Annotated in this window: 14 protein-coding genes; 8 read left to right on the forward strand and 6 right to left on the reverse strand. The window is 42.1% G+C overall.

Annotated elements, in window-relative coordinates:
* Positions 1–14: 14 nt before the first annotated feature.
* The 4 genes from U2718_RS03350 to U2718_RS03365 all read left to right on the forward strand — a co-directional run bounded on the left by U2718_RS03350 (position 15) and on the right by U2718_RS03365 (position 3,516).
* Positions 15–1,355: a histidine phosphatase family protein gene (locus U2718_RS03350; RefSeq protein ID WP_341995068.1), complete on the forward strand. Its 1,341-nt coding sequence runs from the start codon at positions 15–17 to the stop codon at positions 1,353–1,355.
* 10 nt (positions 1,356–1,365) lie between these two features.
* Positions 1,366–2,676, forward strand: coding sequence for a dihydroorotase (locus tag U2718_RS03355; protein ID WP_341995070.1), 1,311 nt, complete (start codon positions 1,366–1,368; stop codon positions 2,674–2,676).
* A 266-nt stretch (positions 2,677–2,942) separates the two neighbouring features.
* The gene (locus U2718_RS03360) at positions 2,943–3,122 is read left to right on the forward strand and encodes a hypothetical protein (RefSeq protein ID WP_341995072.1); all 180 of its coding nucleotides are present in this window, start codon (positions 2,943–2,945) and stop codon (positions 3,120–3,122) included.
* Positions 3,097–3,516: a hypothetical protein gene (locus tag U2718_RS03365; protein ID WP_341995074.1), complete on the forward strand. Its 420-nt coding sequence runs from the start codon at positions 3,097–3,099 to the stop codon at positions 3,514–3,516. Before U2718_RS03360 ends, U2718_RS03365 begins: the two co-directional genes overlap by 26 nt.
* 18 nt (positions 3,517–3,534) lie before the next feature.
* Here U2718_RS03365 and U2718_RS03370 read toward each other — a convergent pair whose 3' ends face one another.
* Complete coding sequence (locus U2718_RS03370) at positions 3,535–4,803, reverse strand: hypothetical protein (protein WP_341995076.1); 1,269 nt, start codon at positions 4,801–4,803, stop codon at positions 3,535–3,537.
* Positions 4,804–5,037: 234 nt separating this feature from the next.
* Between U2718_RS03370 and U2718_RS03375 the strand changes: the two genes are divergently transcribed.
* Entirely contained in the window at positions 5,038–5,673 is a 636-nt protein-coding gene (locus U2718_RS03375) for a restriction endonuclease subunit R (RefSeq protein WP_341995078.1), read from the forward strand.
* Between the two features lie 8 nt (positions 5,674–5,681).
* On the opposite strand, the gene U2718_RS03380 is transcribed toward U2718_RS03375, so the two are convergent.
* A complete protein-coding gene (locus tag U2718_RS03380; protein ID WP_341995079.1) occupies positions 5,682–7,235 on the reverse strand; it encodes an NAD(P)/FAD-dependent oxidoreductase in 1,554 nt (517 codons plus the stop codon).
* 75 nt (positions 7,236–7,310) lie between these two features.
* On the opposite strand from U2718_RS03380, the gene U2718_RS03385 reads away from it, so the two are divergent.
* Both U2718_RS03385 and U2718_RS03390 read left to right on the forward strand, forming a co-directional pair.
* A complete protein-coding gene (locus U2718_RS03385) occupies positions 7,311–8,093 on the forward strand; it encodes an ABC transporter ATP-binding protein (RefSeq protein ID WP_341995081.1) in 783 nt (260 codons plus the stop codon).
* A gap of 101 nt (positions 8,094–8,194) precedes the next feature.
* Positions 8,195–9,601 (forward strand): MlaD family protein, encoded by a 1,407-nt coding sequence (locus U2718_RS03390; RefSeq protein WP_341995083.1) that lies wholly within the window; start codon positions 8,195–8,197, stop codon positions 9,599–9,601.
* Between the two features lie 72 nt (positions 9,602–9,673).
* Here U2718_RS03390 and rpiA read toward each other — a convergent pair whose 3' ends face one another.
* The 3 genes from rpiA to U2718_RS03405 form a co-directional block, all read right to left on the reverse strand.
* A complete protein-coding gene (rpiA, locus tag U2718_RS03395) occupies positions 9,674–10,384 on the reverse strand; it encodes a ribose-5-phosphate isomerase RpiA (RefSeq protein ID WP_341995085.1) in 711 nt (236 codons plus the stop codon).
* A gap of 96 nt (positions 10,385–10,480) precedes the next feature.
* On the reverse strand, positions 10,481–11,344 hold the full coding sequence (locus U2718_RS03400; RefSeq protein WP_341995087.1) for a fructosamine kinase family protein: 864 nt from the start codon (positions 11,342–11,344) through the stop codon (positions 10,481–10,483).
* A 55-nt stretch (positions 11,345–11,399) separates the two neighbouring features.
* On the reverse strand, positions 11,400–12,686 hold the full coding sequence (locus tag U2718_RS03405) for a pitrilysin family protein (protein ID WP_341995089.1): 1,287 nt from the start codon (positions 12,684–12,686) through the stop codon (positions 11,400–11,402).
* Between the two features lie 189 nt (positions 12,687–12,875).
* On the opposite strand from U2718_RS03405, the gene crtD reads away from it, so the two are divergent.
* On the forward strand, positions 12,876–14,390 hold the full coding sequence (gene crtD / locus U2718_RS03410) for a C-3',4' desaturase CrtD (RefSeq protein WP_341995091.1): 1,515 nt from the start codon (positions 12,876–12,878) through the stop codon (positions 14,388–14,390).
* Positions 14,391–14,482: 92 nt separating this feature from the next.
* On the opposite strand, the gene U2718_RS03415 is transcribed toward crtD, so the two are convergent.
* Positions 14,483–15,154 (reverse strand): NYN domain-containing protein, encoded by a 672-nt coding sequence (locus U2718_RS03415; protein WP_341995093.1) that lies wholly within the window; start codon positions 15,152–15,154, stop codon positions 14,483–14,485.
* Positions 15,155–15,472 lie beyond the last annotated feature (318 nt).

Below are 15,472 nucleotides of genomic sequence, written 5' to 3' on the forward strand. Positions count from 1 at the left end.
GAGGAGGGCAAAAAGTGACTCGCGTAATCATTGTGCGCCATGCTCAAAGCACCTATAACACCGAAAAGCGCATCCAAGGGCGCACTGATACGTCCACATTAACTGAAAAAGGTCGTAACGATGCCGCTCTAATAGGCAAAGCCCTCAGTAATATTTCATTTCATGCCATTTACAGCAGCCCCCTACAGCGAGCTAAACAGACAGCAAATATTATTCATAGCTCGCTAGAAAGTAATATTGTTCCTCAAACGAGCGATCGCCTATTGGAAGTAGACTTGCCTGCTTGGGAGGGAATGCTTTCGGCTGAAGTTAAACAAAAGTTTCCTGAAGACTATCGCATCTGGCACGAGCAACCTCATCAACTCCAGATGGTTGTCAAAGAAGCCCAAGGCAGCAGAGAACATTTTCCTGTCTTAGCTTTGTACGAACAAGCACGGCAATTTTGGCAAGAAATTTTACCTCGTCATCAAGGTGAAACAATATTAGTTGTCGGACATAACGGTATTAACAGAGCTTTAATTAGTACAGCACTCGGCATTTCCCCATCTCGGTATCATTCCATTCAGCAATCTAACTGTGGCATTAGCGTGCTAAATTTCTCTGGAGGATTGGGAGACTCGGTGCAGCTAGAATCAATGAACCAGACGCAACACTTGGGAGAAACTTTGCCCTCCTTACGCCCCAAGCATCAGGGAGTGCGTTTGTTGTTGGTGCGTCACGGCGAAACTGAATGGAACCGCCAAGGTAGATTTCAAGGGCAAATTGATGTTCCCTTAAACGACAATGGCAGACTGCAAGCACAAAAAGCTGCCGAATTTCTTAAAGATATAGCATTGGATTTTGCCGTCACCAGCCCGATGCAGCGCCCTAAGGAAACAGCACAAATAATCCTAAAGCACCATCCTGATGTAAATTTAGAATTGCAGGATGGTTTGAGGGAAATCAGCCACGGACTTTGGGAAGGAAAATTTGAAACAGAAATCGACCAAGAATTTCCAGGCGAGTTGCATCGTTGGCGAACTGTACCAGCAGAAGTACAAATGCCAGATGGAGAAAACTTACAACAAGTTTGGGAACGCAGTGCCATAGCTTGGCAGTTACTTGTGCAAGCAGCCTTGACAAAGGGACTCCAAACTGGAATAGTAGTTGCTCACGATGCAACTAACAAAAGCTTGCTTTGTCAAATTCTAGGTTTATCAGCAGAAAACTTTTGGAACTTCCGCCAAGGTAATGGTGCAGTCAGTGTGATTGACTACCCATCAGGATTGAGTGGTTTACCAGTGTTGCAAGCAATGAACATTACCGCTCATTTAGGTGGAGGAGTGTTGGATAAAACCGCAGCCGGAGCGTTATAAAATTTATGCTATGACGAGCATTTTGCTACAACAAGTAAGGGTAATCGATCCCGTTTCTGGAACTGACAAAATTGCCGATGTGCTTTTGAGCAGCGGTTACATCCAGGTGGTTGCCAGTAATATTTCTGATATCCCTAGTAACACTCACATCCAAGATTGTCGTGGATTGGTTCTGGGAACGGGATTGGTAGATTTGTACAGCCACTCCGGAGAACCGGGATTTGAAGAACGGGAAACCCTCTCGTCTCTCTTGCAAGCTGCCGCTGCTGGAGGATTTACCAGAATCAGCATCTTACCTGATACCTCCCCACCCATCGATCATCCTGCTGTGGTAGCACAGTTGTTACAAAAGACACGTAGGCAAGAGGATACGGGAAAAAGATTCTCCCCCTCTCCCCCTCTCCCCCTCTCCCCCTCCTCTCTTCCCCATCTCAACATCTGGGGTGCAATTACCCTAGAAGTTGCTGGCAAGCAAATGACAGAATTGGCAGAATTAGCTGCGGCGGGAGTTATTGGTTTTACTGATCGCCAGCCATTGGAAAATTTGGTGCTGGTGCGGCGAGTGTTGGAATATCTCCAGCTATTAGCTAAACCAATCGCACTTTGGTGTTGCGATCGCCAACTCATGGGTAATGGAGTGATGCGGGAAGGAGTAGACTCGATTCGCTTTGGTTTACCTGGAAATCCTGCCGCCTCGGAAACAAGTGCGATCGCTGCTTTGATCGAGTTAGTAGCCGCTATGGGTACGCCAGTACATATCATGCGTGTTTCAACTGCCCGTAGTGTCGAACTGATTGCAGCAGCCAAAGCTCAAAATTTGCCCATCACAGCCAGCACTACCTGGATGCACCTTTTACTTGATACGCAAGCTGTGAAAAGTTACAATCCTAGCCTGCGTTTGGAACCGCCTTTAGGAACTCCCGCAGATTTGCAAGCGTTGCGGCAGGCAGTAAGAACAGGAATTATAGATGCGATCGCAATCGATCACACACCCTACACTTACGAAGAAAAAACCGTCGCCTTTGCCGAAGCACCACCTGGAGCCATTGGTTTTGAGTTAGCATTGCCCTTGTTGTGGCAGTTTTTAGTAGAAACCGGGGAATTTACAGCTGTAGAGTTGTGGCAGGCATTGAGTAGTCGCCCGGCAGAGTGTTTAAAACAAACTCCGAGTGCGATCGCGCCAGAGCAAAAGGCAGAATTAACTTTATTTGATCCCAAGCAAAGTTGGAAAGTGGAAAGAAAAAGCCTGCATACACTCTCTGATAATACGCCTTGGTTGGGGCAACAGTTGCAAGGAAAGGTTGTGCAGATTTGGTGTTGATTGGTAGGGGTAATTGAGACTCACACTCACTAGAGACATTTTTATTTCTGCGTAGAATAATTTTACTTTGAAAAGTTTTGTAAAGAACTAAGAAATTTCCATATTGACATTTGAATGAATACCAAGAGCTTACAAGTTAGTAATAGTGATTGTGATAGCTATTGCTGATTTTAACTGATTGCTTTTGTCTGTTTTTGCAACAGTTAAAAAATAGTTCATGTTCTCAATGTCTGGGAACTTTAGTCTTTACTAAATAAGGTGAATTTATGCTTCTTTCAACCTTTGAGCTTCTCGTCAAGCCTCAATTGCCACCTGGTTTGCCAAATGTACCACCTGAATTTGAAAACCTCAGTCGTACAGTTATTCAAGGTTACTTTTTAACCCTTGCTAATACCATAAATTCTGATGTACTAGTTTCTCTTGTATTTACGGCAGTTAAAAATTGAACATCAAAATACTTTTATTATTAACCAACCTTCTTTACTACTGGCACCTGAAATTAGTAATACTGCTGGTGTGGAAAACCCTTTTCTTAACTTCTTTGTATTTCCAAATGGTTCTCAAACTAGATGTATGATTAAAGAAAGCAAAACTTTGTTTAACTTAACCGCAATTATTTCCTTTAAATCGGATTGTATTGCAAAAGATGATGTCAGTTTTTTCATTGAACAATTGCAATTAAGAAAATGTCCACTCCTTCATTTTGAATTAGAAGGATGGCATTTAGAACCTTTGGCTATTGAAAGTAGTAGTTTGGTAGATTATGTAGATAAAGTCCTAGAGACATTGCGACAACGATTGTTAGAAGAGTGTAAAGCTGAAATGTCATTGTTAAGTTAATAAGAAAGCAATGGGATTTCACTTACGGATGCCTTCATTATCAATTGCACTGTAAATATCATTTGGGGCAAGCCCTAACCAAGGATCTGAACTAGGAGTTAAAAACAATTCAGCGTAAACTCTTTCATTCAATGCCTCTACATTAGTAGTTTGATTACCCTGTACAAACCACTGATGAATTTGTCTGTGCAGCATATATTCATTTCTGACTGTATCAAGAGCCATTGCAGCTTCAAAATTGCGAATCAGTCTGGTGAAATTCTCTTCCGGGTTTTTGGTAGACTGATTTTTTTTAGCGCGGATTAAAGCAATACTGTTTCCATCAAGCTTGGCATCAGCAGAATGCAATTGGGCAATTCTATTCCAAGTCCCTTGATCGGTAATTTCTGAGGGAGTGTTTTGATTTCCTGCATTCCCAGGCTGGATTGTGTTCAGCATAGGACTTTCCACTCTCATCTTCGCTACTGCTAAAGAACCTGCTACTGTAGCGTTGGGAGTTTCACTGGAACTATTAGGAGATTCTACCATTCGTGGTGGAGATTGAATACCTAGCCGAGATAAATCTGCTGTCCATTGGGTTTGAATAACATTGAGGCGATCGCGGTGATACTGGCGTAAAAAAGCCTCTCGTTCCAAGCCGTTACGTTTGCTAATTTCCTTCGCTGCTACTTCTGCCTGTTGTAGTTGACTTAAAAAAGCTTTGGGGCTGTATAATCCGGGAATAGCATCAATCGGACGTCCGGAACTATCGAGAATATAGTGAATGCTATTACCTGTAATTGTCCGTTCTAATTTACGTCCATCGCCAAAATCAATCGTTACTTTCGGTACAGGACGCACTGATTGCCAATGTAGGATAAAATCTTCTCTTAGTTTCTTAGAAATTTCAGTATTTGGATAAAGTGCTACTCTAAAAAATCGGCTGTTAGCACAACTGAGATCTGTATTTAAGTTACCCAACAACCGTAAAGATAGAATTGGTTTACCACTAGCTTTGGCGGCAGATTTTGCTTGCTCTAAGTTGGTATACCAATACAGCTTTGAAGCATAACAATCTCGCTGCTGACAAAGTTCATCTAAAGCCGCTCGAATTTGTGGAGAATTTAATTCATTAACGTGAGATTTGAGAAATACTTCTAACCCGCTTTGCCCCTGTTGGCGTAGTTTAGGAACTTCTTGAGACAGTTTAGATGTTTTTGAGATAGGATTTTGAGAATAAGCTGGTTGTGAAATACTGATGCCAATTAGCATCAATGTAAATGAAATTTTTAAAGTAGTGAATTTCATATTTACAAGCAAAATAAGCACATTAGTTTGGTTAAACTAATTAGAACTATTATCTGCTAATTTAGTTCCCAGTATAATCCTTGTAAATGGGCTACTTAAATTTTTGCGTAAACCTAGCAAAACTTAATATTGCGTTTGTTGCTTTGCCATCTTAAAAACAGATTATTACACTGTCAATATAGAGCAATAATCTGTGCAGCATCTACGCTAGACTATCCCATTCAGCAAAAACAAATGACCATTCTTAACACCCGCAATTTATCCCTAGAAGATGTGCAGCGCCTTTTTGGCTTTCAAGAACAGTATATTGAGTCATTTTCACCTCTGTTATCTTTAGAACCTCTCACAGAGTTAGAACAACAAGAACTTCTGCAAATTAGAGATGACTTTCGCCGCTACCTCACATCTGGTAAAGTTTCCGAAGGTCAGGTAAAGTTCCTTGTAATTGCTCCTCTATTAAGATTGGCAGGGTTTTATCATTATCCAATCGAAATTACTTTGGAAGAAGATATTATTGATATAGAAATTGAAGATGAAGATAAAATAATTAAAGGAAAAATGGACATTTTAGCTGTTAACAAAGTTAAAAAAACAACAGCTAATGCTTATTTTTGGATATTATTGATTGAATCTAAAAATAGTAGTATTTCTCCATCCGAGGGATTGCCCCAATTGCTGACATATGCATCTCGCAGCTTACAGAATCAATTATCTGTTTGGAGATTGGTAACAAACGGACAGTATTATCAATTTGTTCATCTTCAACAAGGTAATCCTCCAATTTATCAACTCATGCCATTACTAAATCTCATGGAACCTCGACGTGGAATGGAGTTACTACAATCCCTGAAAGCAATTTGTCAGTTATGAGAGAACAATTAGCAAAGTAGCTCTGTTGTTTGCTGGGGATGTACCAACGTATTCGCACACAAAATACCAGATGCTGCCACTGCTGGCACACCAATTCCCGGCATAGTGCTGTCACCGACGCGATATAATCCTTGGATAGGTGTGTGCGGCCCTGGAAACATTCCTTTACCCGCTGCGATCGCAGGGCCGTAACTTCCCTGATATCTCCGCAAATAATAAGCATGGGTAAGTGGTGTACCGATCAGTTCTAAAACTATGCGCTGTCTGAGATCGGGAATAATTTTTTCTAGGGCGCGATATAAAGTTTCTGCTTTCTGTTGTTTCTTTTGTTCGTATTCCTCATTTCGTTCCCATCCAGCATAGTGTTCCAGGGTGTAGGCGTGAACTACATGATGCCCTTTGGGAGCAAGTGCTGCATCCCAAACACTGGGAATTGAGATCATGCAAGTATTCCCTGGTGTGGTGATATCCTCGCTGCTGTCGTGAACTACCACATGATGTCCTGTCAAATTCTCCAACCCATCGGCACGAATACCTAAATGTAAATGCATAAAGCTATCGACTGCTGGTGTAGCTAAAGCCGTTTGTCGATAAGACGCAGGTAATTCTTCGGGATGCAAAAGTTTTGTGTAAGTATCCCAAATACTGGCATTAGAAATTACTATCGGTGCTTTGAGAATTGAAGACGCGGAGATATCATTCCCCGTGTCTCCACCTCCCCGTGTCCCCTTGTCTTTCTTTCCCAACCGCACACCTACAACTTTTCCAGCCTCCACCAAAACTTGCTCAACGTGATATCCTAACAGCAACTTCCCACCCCAGCGTTCCAATCCCCGCACCAAGGCATTGACAATTGCCCCACTCCCACCTACCGGATACTCAACACCAGCACGGGAACGTTCTCCCAACATAAAAGCTACCTCTGGAGCAATAGTACCGTGTGCCTTTAAACCAGAAAGTAGGAAGCATTCTAAATCAATCAGCCGCCTCACCCAAGAATCTTGCACTGTAGCATCCATCACATCACCTACAGAAGCTCGGACAAGGGATAAATGGGGTAGCATTTTCCACAAAGATGGCAAGTAATGCCTGAGTAAGACAGGAAACATCTGCCAATCTGCTCTCAGTGCTAGACTAGGTATACCTTTCATAGCTTCGTACAAAGGCAAGAGGCGATGGGTAAACTGTTCTAGTTCTGTTGCTCCTTTCAGGGTAATTTTTGCTACCTCTTGACGATAAAGCTCGGTATTGCTGTAAACTGCAAAAGTACCTTCTGGAAAATGATAATGTCCCAACGGATCGTAGCGTATAGCTTCTAACGATTCACCTAAAACATCCAAAACTTGTTTGAGGGGATTTAAACTCTGGGCGTCTGTTAAACCACAATAGAATGAGGGGCCAGAATCAAATTCAAATCCCCTTCGTCTAAAGTTATGAGCAGTACCACCAGGAATTGTATGGCTTTCACATACAATTACGCGTTTGCCATAACGAGCAAGTAACGCAGCAGCACATAACCCGCCAATACCGCTACCAATAACGATGACATCACTATCTTGCATTTTTGTTGTTTGTTAGTAGTTAGTAGTTAGTAGTTGGTTGTTTACCACTAACCACTATCCAATATCCATTGACTAATGATCGAACCATTGATTGAATTAAAAGGAATTTCTAAGTCCTTTGGTAACAATAAGGTTTTAGATAATATTGATTTGACGATTTATCAAGGAGAAGCATTAGGGATAATAGGGCCTAGTGGCACTGGTAAATCGACAATTTTACGCGTGATAGCGGGGTTAATAGCCCCCGATGCAGGAGAAATTTACATACAAGGAACCCGGCGCGAGGGTTTGATTGAGGATGGAGGCGATCCGCTTGGCATTGGGATGGTATTTCAGCAAGCGGCGTTATTTGATTCACTGAGTGTGGAGGAGAATGTAGGATTTTTATTGTATCAATCCTCGAAATTGCCAAGAGCGCGTATTCGCGAGTTAGTTGAAGAAAAATTGGAGATGGTGGGTTTGCCAGGGATAGGCGATCGCTATCCTGCGGAACTTTCTGGAGGTATGCGCAAACGAGTTAGTTTTGCCCGTGCGATTATGTCTAATCCCGAACACCCTGAAGAAGGGCCAGAAGTTGTACTCTATGATGAGCCTACAGCTGGACTTGACCCGATCGCTTCAACAGTCATAGAAGATTTAATCAGGCAGTTACAATCTACGCAGGGAGCCTGTGGTACCTACGCAATTGTTACTCACCAAGACAGTACTATTCGCCGGACGGCAGACAGAATTATCCTTCTTTATCAAGGTAAAGTGCAGTGGCAGGGTACAGTTAACGAAATCGATAGCACAGATAATGCTTTGATCAGACAGTTTATGAGTGGAAAGGTATCAGGACCCATTCAAGTAGTAGGTTAAGACAATATGGGATTTTGGATTGCTAAGTGCTAAATGCTAATAGCTAAGTTCATTGCAGTAAACCATTAGTCATTAGCAATTAACAATAGGGAGGAGAAAAAATGCGATCGCGAACATTGAGAGAAGGTTCTGTCGGATTATTGATATTAGTGGGGTTAGGCGTATTTGGAGCGATTATCTTATGGTTAAATCGCTTTACTGCTGCTAGAAGCTCGTATAAAGTGTTTGTTGAATTTGCTAATGCTGGTGGGATGCAAAGGGGGGCTGCGGTTCGCTACCGCGGCGTTAAGGTTGGTAATATTTCCGCTATCCGTCCGGGGCCAAACAATGTAGAAGTAGAAATAGAAATTGCCGATCCTAACCTTGTTATCCCTCGTGATGTCACGGTAGAAGCCAATCAATCCGGTTTGATTAGCGAAAGTATCGTTGACATTACACCCAAATCACCATTAACCTCCCAAGAAGTTACTGCTAAACCATTAGACAAAAATTGCGATCCTAGCTTGATTGTTTGTAATGGCTCACGGTTAAAAGGTCAAATTGGTATTAGCCTTGATGAGTTAATTCGCACTACCAGTCGCTTGGCTGTTCTTTATACTCAGCCAAATTTCTATGGCAATGCCAATGAAGCATTAAGAAACACTTCTGTTGCCGCAGCCGAAGTAGCTCAACTCAGTCGTGATATCTCTAATTTGACTAAATCTACGCAAAGCCAATTGAATAGTTTTTCAAATGCTGCAAATGCAGTATCAGATGCGGCAGATACAATCAGTGTATCCACTTCTAGAACTGTTGCTCAATTTGGTACTACAGCCAAGGAAATTAGTGTAACTGCAAATCAAGCTAATCAGTTGCTCAATAACCTCAATACCCTGGTGACAACAAATCGTTCTTCGCTAGTTACAGCGTTAAATAATATTACCGAAACCAGCAATCAACTGCGAACAACAGTTGGTAGCCTATCACCTACCGTAAATCGGTTAACGCAAGGAGAGTTACTACAAAATTTAGAAACCCTCTCGGCAAATGCAGCCCAAGCCTCAGCTAATTTGCGTGATGCTACCCAAGCGCTAAATACTCCTAGCAATCTGTTGGTACTGCAACAAACTCTGGATTCTGCACGAGTAACATTTGAAAATACTCAGAAAATCACCTCTGATTTGGATGATATAACTGGCGATCCAGCTTTGCGGGAAAAAATTAAGCAGTTGATTAATGGTTTGAGTGGTTTGGTGTCTTCTACAGAACAAATGCAACAGCAAGTGCAAGTTGCATCCACCTTAGATGCAATTCAAACGGACATTAAAAATCCAAATATCAGACTAACAACACCACAAAAAAGTCAACAACAGTTGATGTTTCACCTTTCACCTCCTGCTTTGACAAGTGCTAACAAACAACTTCAACCAAATGTTAATTTAGAATCTCTAAACTCATCTCAACAAAAGTTATTGCAGCAGTTACGAGAGTATGAGAAGCAGCGGCAGCAAGAAGAGCTTGGTAAATGAGCAAACAAAAAAGCGATCGCACTCTCATCTTTTTGACTGTTGCGATCGCACACAAGATTTGTCTCTACAAACTTATATCTTCCTTACCACAGGCTGATTATCTTTGACTTCGCCAATTAAAACTACATCGGCACAATTGACAAAGATACCGTTTTCCAAAACACCAGGAATATTATTCAGTGTTTTCTCTAGATTTTCAGGATCAGCTATAGTCTCAAACTTAACATCTATTACCATATTACCTTGGTCGGTAATTACTGGGCCAGCCTTTTTGACTCCCATACGGAGTTCTGGTTTCCCACCAAGCTTTTCTATCGCCTGCATTACGGGCGTGACTGCCATCGGAATAACTTCTACTGGCACGGGAAAAACTGAACCCAGGCGATCGACTAATTTGCCACCATCGACAACGACAACAAATTGATTAGCTAGATAATCTACTACCTTTTCACGAGTATGTGCCGCACCGCCACCTTTAATCAAATTCTTGTGCGGATCTACCTCATCAGCACCATCAATGGCAATATCAATATGGTCAATAGCGTCTAAAGTGGTTAGCGGGATACCATATTGCTTTGCCAAAACTTCTGCTTGAAAAGAGGTAGGAACACCAACAATATCTTGGAGTTCACCAGACTGAAGGCGTTCTCCGATAAACTGAATGGCATATGCCGTAGTCGATCCCGTACCTAAACCAACGATAGAACCTGATTTGACTAAAGCTGCGGCAGCTTTGCCTACTTCTTGCTTCATCAATTTCACGGGATCTGTTGCTGCGCTCATTCCCAAAACTCCTGAAAAACTGACTATAGTCCATAGTAGGGGAGAGTGGGAGAGTGAAAAAGTTAAAAGTTAAAAGTCAAGGTTTTAGGGCAAAATTTAGCGTAAAATTCTTGTAATCGCACTATTAGCCTGAGACTCATACCCGCCCCCAAACAGATTAAAATGATTGACGATGTGATACAAGTTATACAAAGTCTTTCGCTTCTCATATCCTTCATCTAGGGGAAATATCTCGCTATACCCCCGATAAAATGCTGCTGGGAAACCACCAAAAAGTTCTGTCATTGCGATATCAACTTCTCTATCTCCAAAGTAAGTTGCTGGATCGAAAATTACAGGTTCTCCTTGCACGCTAAACCCAGCATTCCCACCCCACAAATCACCATGTACCAAAGCAGGTTGCGGGTTGTGTCCTTCTAATAGTTCAGGAATCGCTGCCAGTAGTTCTTCTGCTTGGGCAAAACGCCCGCCCCGTCGTCTTGCTAACTGGAATTGATAACCTAAACGATGTTTGGCATAAAATTCTGCCCAGTCTGATGTCCAAGTGTTAATTTGGGGTGTAGAACCGATAGTGTTGTTTATTTCCCACCCAAAACCTTGCTGGCTGATGGCTTTATGCATTGCTGCTAATTTGCCCCCCATCTCTTCCCAAGACTTGGTATTACCCGAACCAATCTCCAACCATTCCAACACTAAATAGCAAGAATTACCTGCTGTTCCCCAACAAATTGGCTTGGGAACGCGAATGGTATTTGTATCGAACATTTGCTGTAAACCCAATGCCTCTGCTTCAAACATGGCAGCTTGGGATGCTTGATTAAGCTTGGTAAAGTAAGTACGCTTACCATCACAGACAGCATATCCTTGATTGATGCATCCACCACCAACGCTGCGTCGCTGTGAGGAGCAAAATTTTTCGCCACTTACTTGACTAATATGGGCATCAATTTCAGTCCACATTGTTTAGGAGATAGGGGACAGAGGACAGTTAATATTATCTAATACTGAGAACTGTTTACTGATGTGGTTTGAGAACTACTACACCGTAAGCGTCAGGAGAAAGATACTTTTGGGCTGCTGCCATCAAGTCAGTTGCATTCTGCGCCTGAATGTGATTCGGGTAATCAAAGGCTGGTTCCAAATCTCCTATCAATGTTTGATAGTAGCCATACAACCCGCCCCGATCGCTTGGTGTTTCGTTACCAAAAATAAACCGATTCGCAACTCGCTGGCGCACTTTGGCAATTTCTGACTCTGGGATGATTTCTGTTTGCAGTCTCCTGATATTTTGGACGATCGCCTCTTCTACAACAGTTAAATTTTCCACCGGACAATGGACAGAAATATAAAATGTCCCTTGGAGTTTATGAGTGATGTTGCTCGCAGAGATATGGGAAACTAGTCCCCGTTCTTCTCGCAAATCCCTGACAAGCATAGATGTCCGCCCATGTCCTAAAATAGCTGTCAAAACATCTAAGGCATAAGTTTCATCGAGTTGGAGCAACCCTGGAACTCGCCAAAGCATTACCAGTCTTGCTTGCTGGAGACTTTCATCAATAAACTCATGGCGGACGATTTCTGTAAATTTAGGTTCGGGAGCGATCGCTAAATGTTGCTTGTTGATTATTGTTTTTTGATGGCGATCAGTTTGTGTAAATCCCTCGGCAACAATTTCAATTAATTCTTCTACTGGCAAATTGCCCACAGCTACAGCTGTAATTGACTGAGGTTGATACCAGCTACTATGAAAATCCCGCATTTGCTGGGCTTGGAGTTGGGAAATAACCTTTTCAGGGCCTAATACCGGACGTCGATAAGGTAGCTCTTCAAATGCTAATTCCATTGCCTTTCTGTAAGTTCGACGACGGGGATTGTCTTCAGAACGCCTAATTTCTTCTAAAATGACAAATCGCTCCCGTTCAAAGGCGTCGTCAGTAATACTAGCATTTAGTACCACATCTATTTGGAGTGGGGCAAGCTCGGCAAAATCTTTAGGAGCAGTAGTGATATAGTAATGAGTATAATCCTGGCTGGTGGCGGCATTGGTAACAGCACCCCGCTCTTCAATTCGACGTTCAAATTCGCCCATTGCTAGCCGCTCAGTCCCCTTAAAAATCATATGCTCTAGAAAGTGAGCCATGCCATTAATTGCATCCGTTTCTATGGCTGAACCAACGTTAACCCACAAGCTGAGATTAACTGCTTCCACCGACATCTGTTCAGCTACGATTGTCAAACCATTGGGCAACTGGTGTAGTGTGGGTGCATTCAGACGAGGAAATTTTAGCAGGGTTGAGGTCATGGGTGATTGAGAGGAACGCTAATACTCTATATCTTACATAGGCTTTAATTGAGCATTGTAAAGATATCACTTCAGTACAGAAAATTTACTGAGTCTTGCCTGTGTTGTGAAGGCGCTTTTGTTATGGGCAATTGCGACAATCAGATAAAATTATAAATATAAATATTAAGAAATATAAAGAAATCTTCAATGACCAGTCGTAAAAATAAATCCCGTGCGATCGTGATTGGTGCTGGAATCGGCGGACTCACAGCTGGAGCATTATTGGCGCGTAGAGGATACAGTGTTCTAATTTTGGATCAAGCCTTAGTACCAGGAGGCTGTGCTTCTACCTTTAAGCGTAAAGGCTTTACCTTTGATGTGGGGGCTACCCAAGTAGCAGGATTGGAGCCAGGAGGAATCCACCAGCGAATATTCTCTGAATTAGCAATTGAATTACCAAAAGCCACACCTTGCGATCCCGCTTGTGCTGTTTATTTACCTGGAGAAAAAACACCTGTAAATGTTTGGCGCGATCCCCAAAAATGGCAAGAAGAACGGCAAAGGCAGTTTCCTGGTAGTGAGCCTTTTTGGCAGTTAATAGCAGCATTATTTAAAGCGAGTTGGGAATTTCAAGGACGCAACCCGGTACTACCACCCCGTAACCTTTGGGATTTATCACAACTAATTCAGGCGGTACGTCCAGGTACATTAATTACCGTGCCTTATACCTTATTTACAGTTGGGGATGCTTTGCGTGCCTATGGATTAGAAAATGATAGACGTTTGCGCACATTTTTGGATTTGCAATTGAAGCTATATTCTCAGGTAAATGCCGAGGAAACAGCTTTACTTTACGCGGCTACGGCATTGAGTGTATCGCAACAACCGCAAGGATTATTTCATCTGCAAGGTAGTATGCAGGTACTGAGCGATCGCTTAGTAGAAGCTTTGGAAAGAAATGGCGGACAGTTGTTAATGCGTCATAGTGTCGAACAAATTATCGTCAAGCATGGCAAAGCAACAGCAGTGGTAATTCACGATCGCAAAACTGGGGAAGTGTGGACTGAACCAGCAGATTGCATAGTTGCTAACGTTACTGTCCAAAATTTAATGCAATTGTTAGGCAAGAAAGCGCCCCGTGGATATCAAAAGCGTGTACACAAATTACCACCCGCATCAGGTGCTTTTGTAGTGTATTTAGGTGTGGATGAAAGCGCTATTCCGCTTGAATGTCCACCCCACCTTCAGTTTATGTATGATGGGAATGGCCCGCTTGGTGAGAACAATTCTTTATTTGTATCCGTTAGTCGTCCAGGGGATGGTCGTGCGCCTGCAGGAAGAAGCACAATTATTGCATCCACCTTTGTAGATCCGCAAACTTGGTGGCACACAGAAGATTATCAAGGTTTAAAGAAAAAGTATACAGAAGATGCGATCGCTCGCCTTGCTCAATTTTTCTACTTAAAACCGGAAACTATGATTCATGTAGAATCAGCAACACCCCGCACGTTTGCACATTTTACAGCACGCGAGCAAGGAATTGTCGGTGGTATTGGTCAAAGAATACCTACGTTTGGCCCTTTTGGTTTTGCCAATCGTACACCCATCAACCATTTGTGGTTGGTTGGTGACTCAACCCATCCCGGTGAAGGTACCGCAGGCGTCAGTTACTCTGCACTAACAGTAGTCAAGCAAATAGAAGCACAATTCCAAAGGAGTTAGTGCGCGATCACCCTCTACCAACTGATAGCAGGTAATGAAAACCTATATTCCTAGCCTCTAGCTCCTAGTCCCTAGCCCCTAATTTTAAGAGGCTACATATAACTAACCTGAGAATGGGAATGGGAAGCCTTTTGAATTTCTTCTTTAATACTATCGATGTCAATGAAGCAATCAGCCACATTAATTAAGCTTTCGCTAGTCATTGAGCGTAAACTAACAACCTCTACTCTTACTCCTTTGTAGGAGACAGCATTAACAGCATAAGCCAAGTCTCCATCTCCGCTCACTAGAACCACAGTATCGCAGTAGGGAGCTAAAGTCATCATATCTACAGCAAGTTCAACTTCCAAATTGGCTTTTTTAGAACCATCAGGAAATTGCACTACATCTTTGGTGACTACACGATAACCATTGCGACGCATCCACAATAGAAAACCCTGTTGTTTTTCATTGGTGCGATCAACTCCGGTGTAGAAGAAAGCACGCAAAAGTTTGCCACCTTTAGCTAGATGGCAAAGTAATTTTGAATAATCAATTTCAATACCTAGTTGTAAAGCTGCATAAAATAAGTTTGAACCATCAATCAAAACAACTACTCGACCGCGATTTGAGACATTGCAAATCGAATCTTCACCAGAAATATCTGGCATTTCAATGTTGTCATCTTGAAAACTCGTTTCGAGCAAATTTGGTTCTTGATACAGCGGTTGCTGTTTCCATCCTTGATTTTGATTGTTTTTTTTGTTAAAATTAGTAATAGTCATTAATTACCTCTAAATGTAAATTCAAGAAATTTATGGAAGACAAATTGGAAATGAAAGACTGTAATCGTTAGCGCAAAGGCACATTCAGCTTTCTTACAGTTTGTCAAAATTTTGTTTAAGTGTGAACTTGCTCAATATTGAGTGTCACATTACAACTGCTTGGCCAAAGATGATAGCTCATATTTTATATAAAGAACAATCTATGCCAGATTAAAAAATCGACAGGAGATATTGTCAGTAGCTTTGTGTAGCAATTAAATCCCCTTTATAACATATGCAACGTAAATGCAAACAAATATTCTAAACTTTACAGCGCTG

Origin of the sequence: Chlorogloeopsis sp. ULAP02 (assembly GCF_038404745.2) — a bacterium.
GTDB lineage: Bacteria > Cyanobacteriota > Cyanobacteriia > Cyanobacteriales > Nostocaceae > Chlorogloeopsis.

Bases quoted from the DNA above. Each gene is read 5' to 3' on its own strand.
- U2718_RS03355 (WP_341995070.1), top strand. From the start codon at position 1,366: ATGACGAGCATTTTGCTACAACAAGTAAGGGTAATCGATCCCGTTTCT.
- U2718_RS03360 (WP_341995072.1), top strand. From the start codon at position 2,943: ATGCTTCTTTCAACCTTTGAGCTTCTCGTCAAGCCTCAATTGCCACCT.
- U2718_RS03370 (WP_341995076.1), bottom strand. From the start codon at position 4,803: ATGAAATTCACTACTTTAAAAATTTCATTTACATTGATGCTAATTGGC.
- U2718_RS03375 (WP_341995078.1), top strand. From the start codon at position 5,038: ATGACCATTCTTAACACCCGCAATTTATCCCTAGAAGATGTGCAGCGC.
- U2718_RS03380 (WP_341995079.1), bottom strand. From the start codon at position 7,235: ATGCAAGATAGTGATGTCATCGTTATTGGTAGCGGTATTGGCGGGTTA.
- U2718_RS03385 (WP_341995081.1), top strand. From the start codon at position 7,311: ATGATCGAACCATTGATTGAATTAAAAGGAATTTCTAAGTCCTTTGGT.
- U2718_RS03390 (WP_341995083.1), top strand. From the start codon at position 8,195: ATGCGATCGCGAACATTGAGAGAAGGTTCTGTCGGATTATTGATATTA.
- rpiA (WP_341995085.1), bottom strand. From the start codon at position 10,384: ATGAGCGCAGCAACAGATCCCGTGAAATTGATGAAGCAAGAAGTAGGC.
- U2718_RS03400 (WP_341995087.1), bottom strand. From the start codon at position 11,344: ATGTGGACTGAAATTGATGCCCATATTAGTCAAGTAAGTGGCGAAAAA.
- U2718_RS03405 (WP_341995089.1), bottom strand. From the start codon at position 12,686: ATGACCTCAACCCTGCTAAAATTTCCTCGTCTGAATGCACCCACACTA.
- crtD (WP_341995091.1), top strand. From the start codon at position 12,876: ATGACCAGTCGTAAAAATAAATCCCGTGCGATCGTGATTGGTGCTGGA.
- U2718_RS03415 (WP_341995093.1), bottom strand. From the start codon at position 15,154: ATGACTATTACTAATTTTAACAAAAAAAACAATCAAAATCAAGGATGG.